Here is a 12666-nt window from a genome sequence, read left to right on the forward strand (position 1 = left end):
GCTGAATATGTCCACCGAACAACTGTTGAAAACTCCATTGCACGCCCTGCACATCGAACTGGGCGCGCGCATGGTGCCCTTCGCCGGCTACGACATGCCCGTGCAATATCCGCTGGGCGTGATGAAAGAACACCAGCACACCCGCGACCAGGCCGGTTTGTTCGATGTTTCGCACATGGGCCAGATCCGCCTGACCGGCGCCAATGCCGCCAAGGCTCTGGAAACCCTGGTGCCAGTGGACATCATCGATTTGCCGGTGGGCATGCAGCGCTACGCGATGTTCACCAACGAAACCGGTGGCATCCTCGACGACCTGATGGTCGCCAACCTGGGCAACGACGAGTTGTTCCTGGTGGTCAACGCCGCCTGCAAGGATCAGGACCTGGCGCACCTGCGCAAGCACATCGGCGAGCAGTGCACGATCGAGCCATTGTTCGAAGAGCGCGCACTGCTGGCGCTGCAAGGTCCGGCGGCGGTCACTGTACTGGCGCGATTGGCACCGGAAGTGGCGAAGATGACCTTCATGCAATTTGCCCGCGTGAAATTGCTGGGCGTGGACTGTTTTGTCAGCCGTTCGGGATACACAGGCGAGGATGGTTTCGAAATTTCCGTACCGGCTGCCAACGCCGAAGCCCTGGCTCGCGCGCTGCTGGCTGAACCGGAAGTCGAGGCCATTGGCCTGGGTGCACGCGATTCCCTGCGCCTGGAAGCCGGCCTGTGTCTGTATGGCCACGATATGAACACCGAAACCAGCCCGATCGAAGCCAGCCTGTTGTGGGCCATCTCCAAGCCACGTCGTGCCGATGGCGCGCGGGCCGGTGGTTTCCCGGGTGCTGAAAACGTATTCGCTCAACAACAGGGCGGGGTCCGCCGCAAGCGTGTCGGCCTGCTGCCACAGGAACGTACCCCGGTGCGCGAAGGCGCAGAGATCGTCAATGAAGCGGGCGAGATCATCGGCAGCGTCTGCAGCGGCGGTTTCGGGCCGACGCTGGGAGGTCCTTTGGCGATGGGTTATCTCGATAACGCTTATATCGCTATCGATACACCGGTATGGGCAATTGTTCGTGGGAAAAAGGTTCCTTTGCTTGTAAGCAAAATGCCATTTGTTCCACAACGCTACTATCGTGGCTGATTGACTGTTTCTATAAGTAACGCGATTGCGTTATGCGTGCACTAATGTGTAACGCAATCGCCATAAAATAGTGCATCAGTTTTACGTCGGCTTCGATTATGAACTTTGCTTATAACGATCGAAAACAATTGAACAAGCACAAAGAATAAGAACCGGTGTTTTTGTACAAACTGCCAGCAAGCCGAGGAAATCCGGGGCTTCGCAGGGGCTTGTTTTTTCTCCCATAGTTGGCGTAGAGTTTGTTCACTGTGTTTGCATGGGTCGCTTGGAATCGTGACCTGGGCAGTAGCCTCAAGTTAGCTACATCCCGTTCGACGTCTTCTTACTCTCCTGCAACCAGCCCCAGTACTCTGTCACAAGATAGAGACTGTCATTAATTTTAGCGTCAAAGGAAATAAGAAATGTCCCAACGTCAGAGCGGTACCGTCAAGTGGTTTAACGACGAGAAAGGTTTTGGTTTTATCACTCCAGAAAGCGGTCCGGATCTGTTCGTGCATTTCCGCGCTATTCAGGGCAACGGCTTCAAGAGCCTGAAAGAAGGCCAGAAAGTGACTTTCATCGCCGTGCAAGGCCAGAAAGGCATGCAGGCTGACGAAGTACAAGCAGAAGCCTAATCTTCTGTAACGAAAAAGCCCCTGATGCTGACATCAGGGGCTTTTTTGTGCGCGTAAATCCGTAAAATGGCTTCCTTTTTCGCCGAGAGCCAACATGTCGAAACACCTGCTTAATCCCCAGGGCGAATTTCCCGCCGTTGGCCTGGGTCGTCGCCTGGCCGCCATGTTCTATGACTTCCTGCTGTGCACCGCCCTGCTGATCGTCACCAGCGGCGTCTACAAAATGATCCAGATGGCAATCATCGGCGAGGAAAAAATGCGGGCGCTCACGGAAGCCGGCGCGCTGGATGGCGACCCGCTGCTTTCGACAGTGTTGCTGTTTGTCCTGTTTGGCTTCTTTGCCAAGTTCTGGACGCATTCCGGTCAGACCCTGGGCATGCAAGTCTGGTGCATTCGCGTACAGAACGCCGACGGCTCCTCCATCAGCTTGTGGCAGGCGTTGTTGCGCTTTGTGGTATCGATCGCGTCCTGGCTGTGCGTTGGACTGGGGTTCATCTGGTCGCTATTCGACAAGCAGAAACGCAGCTGGCACGACATGTATTCCAATACCCAGCTGGTGCGGGTACCGAAAAAAACCAAGTAATTGCGTTGGGCACAAATCAATGTGGGAGCGAGCCTGCTCGCGAAAGCGGTGTATCAGCAACATTATTGTTGGCTGACACTCCCTCTTCGCAAGCAGGCTCGCTCCCACAGTTTTTTTGCGTAGCGACTGAACGGTATTAAGCGTTCCCGGCCAGCTTCATCCGCGCCGCCTGAGTGAAATCAAGCATCCGCTTCAGCGGGCGAATGGCCTGAGGAATCAGCGCCGGATCGACAAAAATCTCGTTCGCCCCCTCCTTCAAGCTCTTGAGCGTGCGCTCAAGGGTGTTCATCGCCATCCACGGGCAATGCGCGCAACTGCGGCATGCTGCGCCGTTACCAGCGGTAGGCGCCTCGATAAACACCTTGTCCGGGCACAGCTGCTGCATCTTGTAGAAGATGCCACGGTCGGTCGCAACGATCAGGGTCTTGTTCGGCAACGTCTGTGCTGCCGCGATCAACTGACTGGTTGAACCCACGGCGTCCGCCAGCTCGATCACCGAGGTCGGCGACTCCGGATGCACAAGGATCGCCGCATCGGGATACAGCGCCTTCATGTCCTCGAGCTGCTTGGACTTGAACTCTTCGTGAACGATGCAAGCACCGTCCCACAGCAACATGTCGGCACCGGTCTGGCGCTGAATGTAGGTGCCCAAGTGCTTGTCAGGGCCCCAGATGATGGTTTCGCCGTTATCCATCAGGCTTTCGACGATTTCCAGTGCGCAGCTTGATGTCACCACCCAGTCGGCCCGGGCCTTGACCGCCGCCGAGGTGTTGGCATAAACCACCACCGTGCGCTCGGGATGCTGATCGCAGAACGCGGAAAACTCGTCGACCGGGCAACCCAGGTCCAGCGAGCACGTCGCCTCGAGCGTCGGCATCAGAATGCGTTTTTCGGGGTTGAGGATCTTGGCCGTCTCCCCCATGAACTTGACCCCGGCAACCACCACAGTCTTGGCCGGATGGGCATTGCCGAAACGGGCCATCTCCAGAGAATCGGAGACGCAGCCACCGGTTTCTTCGGCCAGGGCCTGAATGATTGGATCGCAATAGAAGTGGGCAACCAACACCGCATCCTGAGCCTTGAGCTCGGCAGCGATGGCGGCACGGTAATGGGCCTCCTCGTCGGCCGTCAGCGGCTTTGGCTGCTTGGCGTCGAGGTGGGCTTGAACCAGAAGGCGTTCGGAAATCTGCGTCATGTTCGCAAGACCTGCAGGCGCATTCGCGCGAAAGTCGAGTATACACCCGGCTCCGGACCCGTCTGGGTACCGCCGGGAAAGTGAGTATTCATCAGGCACGGACAGCGTTGAAGCTGCGCAAGGCTACAGAATATCCCGAGGATGCAAAAGATGATTCTGACCTGCGCCATGCGGTGCTGCCCAGGAACCGGGCTGACTTAAATCGCGGGCAAAAAAAAATCCGGAAATCCTCACTTTCGTGGGCCTTCCAGACTTTTAAAACAGCTTGAAAATGGTGGGTCGTGTGGGATTCGAACCTACGACCAATTGGTTAAAAGCCAACTGCTCTACCAACTGAGCTAACGACCCGCTGTGTGGTGGCGCGTATAATACTGATTTTTAAGGACTATTCAACACCTTTTTTAAAATAATTCAAAAATAAGGTGTTGGGTCGCTGATTCCCGCCGCCGCAAAGCCTTCCGCACGCAAACGGCAGCTGTCGCATTTACCGCATGCACGGCCTTCGTCATCGGCCTGATAGCAGGAAACGGTCAGGCCATAGTTCACGCCAAGCTTCACGCCCGCCTGTACGATCTGCGCCTTGCTGAGGTTTTGCAGCGGTGCCTGGATTCGGAAGCCATTGCCTTCCACGCCGGCCTTGGTCGCCAGATTCGCCATGCGTTCGAAAGACTCGATGAACTCGGGACGGCAATCCGGGTAACCGGAGTAGTCCACTGCATTGACACCAATGAAGATGTCTCGCGCGCCCAACACTTCCGCCCAGCCCAAAGCCAGCGATAGGAACACCGTGTTGCGTGCCGGGACGTAAGTGACGGGAATACCTTCTCCCGGTGTTTCCGGTACATCGATGCTGCTGTCAGTCAGTGCCGAGCCGCCCATGCCATTCAGGTTGAGACCGATCACCTTGTGCTCGATTACACCCAGGTCCCGGGCAACACGTTCGGCGGCATACAGTTCGGCATGTGACCGCTGACCATAATCGAAGCTCATGGTGTAGCAGCTGTAGCCTTCAGCGCGAGCCATGGCCACGACAGTGGCCGAATCCAGGCCACCGGACAGCAGGATGACCGCACGTTTTTCCGTAGTGTTCAGTAGTTCCGTCATTTCAGCGCCCCGGCTCATCGTTCCAAAGATATTTATGCAGCTGCAGTTGCAGACGCACAGGCAGGTTATCCGCGACCACCCAATCGGCCAGATCCCGAGCATTGAGGTCGTGATGGCTTGGCGAGAACAGCACTTCGCCAGCGCGCTGGTCCAGGCCATATTGAATCAGCTTGGAAACAGACCACTCATAGTCTTCCCGCGAGCAGATGACAAACTTCACCTGATCGTTCGGCGTGAGCAGCTCAATGTTTTCGTAGCGATTGCGGTGCGCTTCCTTCGAACCCGGAGTTTTCAGGTCGACAACGCGACTGACCCGGGAATCTACCGCCGAGATATCAATGGAGCCACTGGTTTCCAGCGACACTTCGTAACCGGCATCGCACAAGCGCTTGAGCAATGGAATGGCATTGGGCTGCGCCAGGGGTTCGCCGCCCGTGACACAAACATAGCGCGGACGAAAACCAGCCACCTGCTCGAGGATATCGTCGAGCGTGCGGAGGGTGCCGCCCGTGAAGGCGTAGGCGCTGTCGCAGTATTGGCAACGTAACGGGCAACCGGTCAGGCGCACAAAAACAGTGGGCAAGCCGGCCGTCCGAGTTTCACCCTGCAACGAGTAGAAAACTTCGGTGATTCTCAATGTGTCTTGCATAGTCGCCACGGGCGTAACAGCTAAACAGGCTGTCCGCCTCCGTCAGGCACTTCAAGGAACCCCGGCAATGCGTAGATCCCAAAAAGCGTGTTTCAGAAAAAGGGGGTGAATTCTAACGAAAAAACCCGCGACAAGCGCGGGTTTCTTTGGAACGGGTCAGGCAGGCTTACATTTTCTGCAGATCGCGCTGCGCCAGCTGAGCGGCGGAAGTCCCCGGATACTGGGAAACCACCTGCTGCAAAATGCCTTTGACACGATCGGTATGACCGAGGCGACGCTCTACATCAGCAAGCTTGTACAGCGAATCAGGCACTTTGGCATGCTTCGGATAAAGCTGCGAAACCTTGGCAAATGCTTGACCTGCACCCTGCAAATCACCTTTGGCCAGGTTCACTTCGCCCAGCCAGTACTGCGCATTGCCCGCGTACTGACTGTTTGGGTACTTGCGCAGGAAAGCGGCAAAAGCCTGGCTGGCCTTGTCGAAATCCTTGGCCTTGATCAGGTCGAAGGCTGCATCGTAGTAAAGCTTTTCCTTCGCCGGGTCTGCCGGTTCGCTGCTCGCTGAAGGTGCCTGAGCCGCTGCCGCCCCCGCGGCTGCGCCTGCACCTGCTGCAGCACCGGGGGCGTTCAAATCGCCACCGGTAGAAGAATTCTCTGGAGTCGCGGCTGGTGCAACGCCGGATCCTATGCGCCGATCAAGATCCTGGTATCGCTCCAGGTTTTCCTGCTTCATGCGCGCTACATCATTTTGCAGAACCTCGATCACGCCTTGCTGGCGCTCGATCTGTTCCTGCATTTGCTGAAGCTGGTTGAACAGCTGGCCCTGTGCCGAGACAGGGGCCGAAACCCCTCCCCCGGCATAGGCGCCGTTCGTACCGTAACCCGCAGGCGGATAACTGCTCCCGCCATTGCCGGAGTCATTATCGACCACAGGAACCGCAGCCCACGCCGAAAGCGACGCAAGGCTGAGAGCCAGAACAGTTACAGCACGACGGCACGTTCGCATGACGAATTACTTACGCAGTTCGACGCGACGGTTTTGAGCCCAGGACTGCTCGTCGTTGCCGGTAGCAACTGGACGCTCTTCGCCGTAGGAAACCAGTTCCAGCTGAGCTGGGGAAACGCCTTGCAGTACCAGGTAGCGTTGAACGGCTTTCGCACGACGCTCGCCCAGTGCCATGTTGTACTCACGAGTACCACGTTCGTCGGTGTTGCCTTCCAGAACAACGCGAGCGCCGTTTGCTTTCAGGTCTTTGGCGTGAACGTCCAGAGCGCGCATGGCTTCTGGCTTCAGGTCCGAGCTGTCGTATTCGAAGTAGAAAGTGGTGATAGCGCGCAGAGCAGCTTCTTCGCTCAGGGAGCCGTCAACTGCACCAGTGTTTGCGCCGTAACCAGCGTTTGGATCTACCGCGCCTTCACCGGCATTGTCGCCGCCTTTGGACGAGCAACCTACAGCTACAGCCATGGCCAGAGCCAGCGCAGCAAATTTACCAAACTTCAGCATTTCCATCGTGAAACTCCTAATGAACCCCAGTGTGTTAAGTAAAACGTAAAGCGCCGCGTCAGTTCAGGTAAGGGGACCAGGAAGGTTCTCTGACTTCGCCTTGTGCGGTAGGAAGCGGGAGCCTTACGCGTCCATTGATGGACACGAGCATCAAGACTCCCCGGCCCTGCTGGCGGGTGGCGTAGATTACCATGGTGCCGTTGGGCGCGACAGTGGGCGACTCGTCCAGAGTGCTATCAGTGAGGATTTTTACGCTACCGCGCTGCAAATCCTGAGCCGCCACTTTGAAATTGGTGAATCCGTCCTGGCGGTGAATCATGACCAGGGTCTTTTCGTCCGCCGACAGTTTAGGGTTGGCGTTGTAGTTACCGACGAAAGTTACACGCTCCGCACCACCGCCACCGACGCTTGTTTTATAGATCTGCGGTTTGCCGCCACGGTCGGAGGTGAAGTAGATGGTCGAACCATCCTTGCCCCAAAACGGTTCGGTGTTGATGCCAGGACCATTGGTAACGCGGCTGATCTGACGCGAGCCCAGGTTCATCACGTAGATGTCCGGGTTACCGTCTTTGGACAGCACGAATGCCAGGCGATTGCCATCCGGCGACCAGGCTGGCGCGCCGTTCAGGCCTTCGAAGTTGGTGATCTGCTCACGGCGACCGGTGTCGATGTTCTGCATGAACACCCGAGGACGTTTCTGCTCGAACGACACGTAAGCAATACGCTTGCCGTCCGGTGCGAAACGCGGCGACAGGATTGGCTCGCGCGATTGCAGCAGGGTCACGGCGCGAGCACCGTCATAGTCCGAGCGTTGCAGGGTGTAGCGCGTGTTCTTCTCGGAGAAACGCTCGGCAGTCACGTACAGCAGGCGAGTGGAAAACGCACCTTTGATACCGGTGAGTTTTTCAAACGACTGGTCGGAGATGTAGTGCGCCATGTCACGCAACTGATCAACACCACCCGACACGCTACCGGTCAGCACTTGCTGCTCGGTCGCGACGTTGAACAGTGCGTATTGAACCTGCAGGCGACCGCCCGCTGGGACGATGCTGCCAACCATGACGTACTGGGCACCCAGCGCCTTGAAGTCACGGAAGATGATTTCGCTGGCCTGGCTTGGCTGGCTGATCATGTTCTGCTTCGGAATCGGCGAGTAGTAACCCGAGTTGCGCAGGTCGTTACCGATGATTTCAGCCATGTCGTCCGGCAGCACGCTACCGCCCTGGAAGCCGAACGGTACAACCGCGATCGGGGTAGCACGGTCACTGCCGCTGGTGACCAGAATGTTTTTCTCATCTGCCATCGCGATCCCTGCCATGCAGCAGATCACGACGAGCATTCCTCGAAGGAGGTTTCTCACGGGGCTAGATCCTCAGGTGTGAATGTCATCTTGAATGAACGATACGGAGCAAAATCGCTCGGCTTCATTCCCTGCATTTCTGTCAAACGTCCAATATTCTTCACTGCCGCTACGGCTGAAGCGTCAAACGGACCGTCGCCACTGGACTTGAGCACCTTGACCGAAGTCACCGTACCGTCCGGCAACATGCCGATTTGCAACTGAACCGTCATGCCTTTGCGGGCCGAAGGTGGACGAGCCCAGCCTTCCGCTGCGCGAATTCGAATCAGGTCATCGAAACTGCCGGCGACTTCGTCACCCTGCTCATCGGCCAAGGCCTGCTGACGCTGTGGCGTGTCGGAAAGCAAATCTGCCAGGGCCTGGGCCTTTTTGTCTTCGGCGGATTTTTTCGCCGCGTCCTGCGATTTTTTCTTCGCAGCATCGGCAGCAGCTTTCTTCTTCGCTTCCTCGGCGACTTTCTTCTTCGCCTCTTCAGCTTCAGCTTTCTTCTTGGCGTCTTCCGCGGCTTTCTTCTTCGCGTCTTCGACGATCTTTTTCTTCGCTTCTTCAGCAGCCGCTTTCTTGGCCTCTTCTTCAGCCGCCTTCTTGGCTTCTTCTTCAGCTTTCTTCTTGGCTATATCAGCCAATTGTTTCTCTTCTGCCTTCTTGGCTTCGGCGGCTTTCTTCGCGTCGTCGGCTTTCTTGGCTTCGTCAGCCTTCTTCGCCTCGTCCGCTTTCTTCGCCTCGTCGGCCTTCTTGGCTTCCTCGGCCTTTTGAGCCGCTTCTTCTTTCTTTTGTTCCGCAGCCTTCACCGCTTCCTGCTCGACCTTCTTCTGTTCCAACTGCTCCTCTTCGGTCTGGCGCGCGGCGGATTTCTTCGCCTCACCCGCAATCTTCTGATTGGTCTGGGTGGTTGCCTGACTTTTCGATTTCAGCTGGTACAAGGTCGCCTGGACAATAGGCTTGGCCGGCGGCAGTTCCGGTGTGAAGGCGAAACTGACGAACAGCATGCCGAACACCAGCACGTGCAAGCCAATCGCCCAGACACTAGGCCAGAAGTAGCTTTCCGAGGCGGACGGCTCTCGCTGTTGCTGCATCAGGGCGCCTCGGTAATCAAGCCAACATTACCGACCCCGGCTTTCTGCAACCCGCCCATGGCGCCCATGACGGCACCATAGTCGACGCTTTTGTCGCCGCGAATGAAGACCTGGGTACGCTTGCCGCTTTCATTGCCGACGCGAATGATCTTGGTCACCGCGTCAGTCATCTGCGGCAGGGTCATGGCGCGATCCTGCTGCTTTTCGGTGTCGACTTCACTGCCAAGATTCCAGTAGTAGGTCTTGTCAGCCTTGATCGAAATGGTCAGGACCTGGGTGTTGTTGTCCTGGGGCAAGGCTTCGCTGGAAACCTTGGGCAGATCAACTTTCACGCCCTGATTGAGCATCGGCGCGGTCACCATGAAGATGACCAGCAGTACCAACATCACGTCGATGTAAGGCACTACGTTCATCTCGGCGACCGGCTTGCGCTTGTGTCGGGCTCGAGCGATTAAAGCCATTGGAAATTACCTGCTTATTCTTCGCTGGTGTGCACTTTGCGGTGCAGGATCGCCTGGAACTCATCGGCGAAGGTGTAGTAGCGGCTCAGCAGGGTTTCGCTGCGAGCGGAGAAGCGGTTGTAGGCAATTACCGCCGGAATCGCAGCGAACAGACCAATCGCAGTGGCGATCAGGGCTTCAGCAATACCTGGCGCCACGGTGGCCAGGGTCGCTTGCTGGGCAGTTGCCAGACCACGGAAGGAGTTCATGATGCCCCAGACGGTACCGAACAGACCGATGTACGGGCTGACGGAACCAACGGTGGCCAGGAAAGGCAGGCTCTGTTCGAGCTTTTCTTCTTCGCGGGAAATCGCTACGCGCATGGCACGGGCCACACCCTCCATGACCGCTTCCGGGTCAACACCAGGCTGCTGGCGCAGACGGGAGAATTCCTTGAAGCCGGCGCGGAAGATCTGCTCGACACCCGAATCCGGATCCGGGTTGCTGCCCGCCTGGCGATAGAGTTTGGACAGGTCGATACCCGACCAGAAGCGCTCTTCGAAGCTCTCCAGGGCACGTCGACCGGCGCGCAGCAGGTTGCTGCGCTGAAAGATCATGATCCATGAGGTCACCGATGCGGCTACCAGGGTCAGCATTACCAGTTGCACCACGATACTGGCATTGCTGACCAGGCTCCACATGGAGGAATGGTCGACGACGTTAGCTTCCACGCTTTATCTCCTGCGTTGAGTGTGTACCCGCGCCGCTCACGTCGGCAAAGGCCGCTCGTAGAGCTTCGGGAATGGCCCGGGGTTTCAAGCTGTTGGTGCGCACACAGGCCACCAGAAACTGCCCTTCGCAGAGCAGTACGTTATCCGTAGCCCGCCTGACCTGTTGTTTGAAGCGCAGGCTGGCACGGTTCAATTCGATTACTTCAGCGCTTACCAGCAACTCGTCATCCAGTCGCGCCGGCGCGTGGTAACGCGCTTCGCTGGAGTGCACGACGAACAACAGGTCCTCCCCTGCCAGCTGTGATTGGGCAAAGCCCAGATCGCGTAGCCGCTCGGTTCGAGCCCGTTCCATAAACTTGAGGTAATTAACGTAATACACGATGCCACCCGCATCGGTGTCCTCGTAATAAACGCGACAACGATGTGCGAAAGGCTCAAGCCCGTTTTGCGCGCGCATACTCTAGTGCTTACTCCTCGGGTTGCCAATCCGGCAGGCAACTGTTTTTCAATGTTCTGCGGCTTTCTCGCGAAAGTACGGTCCTGAGACAGCACAATGCCCGAAAAATCAGCCCGCAAAAGTTAATTAATCGTCCACGGCGTCGAGGAACTCGTCTACCACGGGCATTTCACCCAATCGTGACGGAATGTTTAAACCGAAGTGCAGGTAAGCATGCCGGGTCACCACCCGCCCACGCGGGGTGCGCATGATGTAGCCCTGCTGAATCAGGTAGGGCTCCAGCACATCCTCAATGGTGTGGCGCTCTTCGCTGATAGCAGCGGCGAGGCTGTCCACACCAACCGGTCCGCCGTCGAACTTCTCGATCATGGTCAACAACAGGCGTCGATCCTGATGATCGAAGCCACGTTCATCGACATCCAGCAGGTTCAAGGCCATATCGGCAACAGACTTGGTGATGTGACCCTTGGCACGAACTTCGGCGAAGTCCCGCACCCGGCGCAGCAGACGGTTGGCGATCCGAGGGGTACCACGAGCACGTCGGGCGATTTCGAACGCACCCTCCGGGTCCAGCGGCAAGCCGAGAATGCTTGCCGAACGACTGACAATCGTCGACAGGTCGGCGTTGCTGTAGAACTCCAGGCGCTGAACGATCCCGAATCGGTCGCGCAGCGGGTTGGTCAGCATCCCCGCCCGCGTGGTCGCGCCGACCAGAGTGAAAGGCGGCAGATCGAGCTTGATCGAACGCGCAGCCGGGCCTTCACCGATCATGATGTCGAGCTGGAAATCCTCCATGGCCGGGTACAGCACTTCTTCGACTATCGGAGACAGACGATGGATCTCATCGATGAACAGCACGTCATGAGGTTCGAGATTGGTCAGCAGCGCCGCCAGATCGCCCGGTCGCTCCAGGACCGGCCCCGAAGTGCTTTTGATCGAGACACCCATTTCCTGGGCAATGATGTTGGCCAGGGTGGTTTTGCCCAGGCCCGGAGGACCAAATATCAGCGTGTGATCCAGGGATTCGCTGCGCCCACGAGCAGCCTGGATGAACAGTTCCATCTGCTCGCGAACGGTCGGCTGGCCGATGTATTCGGCCAGGCTGACTGGGCGAATCGCCCGATCTTGCACTTCCTCGCGCTCACGGGGACTGCCTGTGGCTGTGATAAGACGATCAGCTTCAATCACTTAGATCATTCCCTTCAGGGCACGACGAATCATGTCTTCGCTGCTCAAACCTTTCTCCTTGATCGCGGAAATCGCCTTGCTGGCCTCCTGCGGCTTGTAGCCCAGGGAAATCAGCGCGCTGACCGCGTCGTTTTCCGCCATGTTGACCGGTGCCGGCCCGTCCGGCTGGTTCGGCACCAGGGCAAACATGGCCGGCACCGTTTCCCAGGCCTTGAAGCGGTCCTTGAGTTCAACCAGCAGGCGCTCGGCGGTTTTCTTGCCAACGCCCGGCACCTTGGTCAATGCAGAGGTGTCCTGGGATTGCACGCAACGGATCAGCTCGTCGACTTCCAGACTCGACATCAAGGCCAGGGCCAGTTTCGGCCCTACACCATTAAGACGGATCAACTCGCGAAAAAAGTCTCGCTCGCGCTTGCCGACGAAACCATAGAGTAACTGCGCGTCTTCGCGCACAACTAAATGGGTGTGCAAGGTCAGCGGCTCACCGACCGACGGCAAGCGATAAAGTGTGGTCATGGGCACTTCAAGCTCATACCCCAAACCGTTTACATCCAGAATCAGGTGCGGCGGCTGTTTCTCAGCCAGTGTGCCGCGCAAGCGTCCAATCACGTTACAGATCCTTGAGCGTTGGCC

Annotated in this window: 15 protein-coding genes and 1 tRNA gene; 3 read left to right on the top strand and 13 right to left on the bottom strand. The window is 57.4% G+C overall.

What is annotated here, in order from left to right:
- Positions 1-7: 7 nt before the first annotated feature.
- The 3 genes from gcvT to DKY63_RS13800 all read left to right on the top strand — a co-directional run bounded on the left by gcvT (position 8) and on the right by DKY63_RS13800 (position 2329).
- Positions 8-1132: a glycine cleavage system aminomethyltransferase GcvT gene (gene gcvT, locus DKY63_RS13790; RefSeq protein ID WP_110964606.1), complete on the top strand. Its 1125-nt coding sequence runs from the start codon at positions 8-10 to the stop codon at positions 1130-1132.
- A gap of 401 nt (positions 1133-1533) precedes the next feature.
- Entirely contained in the window at positions 1534-1746 is a 213-nt protein-coding gene (locus tag DKY63_RS13795; protein WP_007977299.1) for a cold-shock protein, read from the top strand.
- A 94-nt stretch (positions 1747-1840) separates the two neighbouring features.
- Positions 1841-2329: an RDD family protein gene (locus DKY63_RS13800; protein WP_110964607.1), complete on the top strand. Its 489-nt coding sequence runs from the start codon at positions 1841-1843 to the stop codon at positions 2327-2329.
- A gap of 136 nt (positions 2330-2465) precedes the next feature.
- On the opposite strand, the gene nadA is transcribed toward DKY63_RS13800, so the two are convergent.
- The 13 genes from nadA to ruvA all read right to left on the bottom strand — a co-directional run bounded on the left by nadA (position 2466) and on the right by ruvA (position 12642).
- The gene (nadA, locus tag DKY63_RS13805) at positions 2466-3524 is read right to left on the bottom strand and encodes a quinolinate synthase NadA (protein ID WP_110964608.1); all 1059 of its coding nucleotides are present in this window, start codon (positions 3522-3524) and stop codon (positions 2466-2468) included.
- Between the two features lie 272 nt (positions 3525-3796).
- A tRNA-Lys gene (locus DKY63_RS13810) sits at positions 3797-3872 on the bottom strand.
- A gap of 63 nt (positions 3873-3935) precedes the next feature.
- Positions 3936-4628, bottom strand: a complete 693-nt coding sequence (gene queC / locus DKY63_RS13815; protein ID WP_110964609.1) for a 7-cyano-7-deazaguanine synthase QueC — start codon at positions 4626-4628, stop codon at positions 3936-3938.
- A 1-nt stretch (position 4629) separates the two neighbouring features.
- Positions 4630-5277 (bottom strand): 7-carboxy-7-deazaguanine synthase QueE, encoded by a 648-nt coding sequence (queE, locus tag DKY63_RS13820; RefSeq protein WP_110964610.1) that lies wholly within the window; start codon positions 5275-5277, stop codon positions 4630-4632.
- Between the two features lie 166 nt (positions 5278-5443).
- The gene (gene ybgF / locus DKY63_RS13825; protein WP_110964611.1) at positions 5444-6283 is read right to left on the bottom strand and encodes a tol-pal system protein YbgF; all 840 of its coding nucleotides are present in this window, start codon (positions 6281-6283) and stop codon (positions 5444-5446) included.
- Positions 6284-6289: 6 nt separating this feature from the next.
- Entirely contained in the window at positions 6290-6787 is a 498-nt protein-coding gene (gene pal / locus DKY63_RS13830) for a peptidoglycan-associated lipoprotein Pal (RefSeq protein ID WP_003178634.1), read from the bottom strand.
- A gap of 52 nt (positions 6788-6839) precedes the next feature.
- Positions 6840-8120, bottom strand: coding sequence for a Tol-Pal system beta propeller repeat protein TolB (gene tolB / locus DKY63_RS13835; RefSeq protein WP_204354351.1), 1281 nt, complete (start codon positions 8118-8120; stop codon positions 6840-6842).
- Positions 8121-8137: 17 nt separating this feature from the next.
- The gene (tolA, locus tag DKY63_RS13840) at positions 8138-9217 is read right to left on the bottom strand and encodes a cell envelope integrity protein TolA (RefSeq protein ID WP_110964613.1); all 1080 of its coding nucleotides are present in this window, start codon (positions 9215-9217) and stop codon (positions 8138-8140) included.
- Complete coding sequence (gene tolR, locus DKY63_RS13845; RefSeq protein ID WP_162634961.1) at positions 9217-9669, bottom strand: protein TolR; 453 nt, start codon at positions 9667-9669, stop codon at positions 9217-9219. The genes tolA and tolR overlap by 1 nt, the downstream gene beginning before the upstream one ends.
- Before the next feature lie 23 nt (positions 9670-9692).
- Positions 9693-10388, bottom strand: coding sequence for a protein TolQ (tolQ, locus tag DKY63_RS13850; protein ID WP_095193175.1), 696 nt, complete (start codon positions 10386-10388; stop codon positions 9693-9695).
- Positions 10378-10845, bottom strand: coding sequence for a tol-pal system-associated acyl-CoA thioesterase (ybgC, locus tag DKY63_RS13855; RefSeq protein WP_110964615.1), 468 nt, complete (start codon positions 10843-10845; stop codon positions 10378-10380). Before ybgC ends, tolQ begins: the two co-directional genes overlap by 11 nt.
- Before the next feature lie 126 nt (positions 10846-10971).
- Positions 10972-12033 (bottom strand): Holliday junction branch migration DNA helicase RuvB, encoded by a 1062-nt coding sequence (gene ruvB, locus DKY63_RS13860; protein ID WP_110964616.1) that lies wholly within the window; start codon positions 12031-12033, stop codon positions 10972-10974.
- Entirely contained in the window at positions 12034-12642 is a 609-nt protein-coding gene (gene ruvA / locus DKY63_RS13865; protein ID WP_110964617.1) for a Holliday junction branch migration protein RuvA, read from the bottom strand.
- Between the last annotated feature and the right edge of the window lie 24 nt (positions 12643-12666).

The sequence above is a fragment of the Pseudomonas putida genome, assembly GCF_003228315.1.
Taxonomy (GTDB): domain Bacteria; phylum Pseudomonadota; class Gammaproteobacteria; order Pseudomonadales; family Pseudomonadaceae; genus Aquipseudomonas; species Aquipseudomonas putida_S.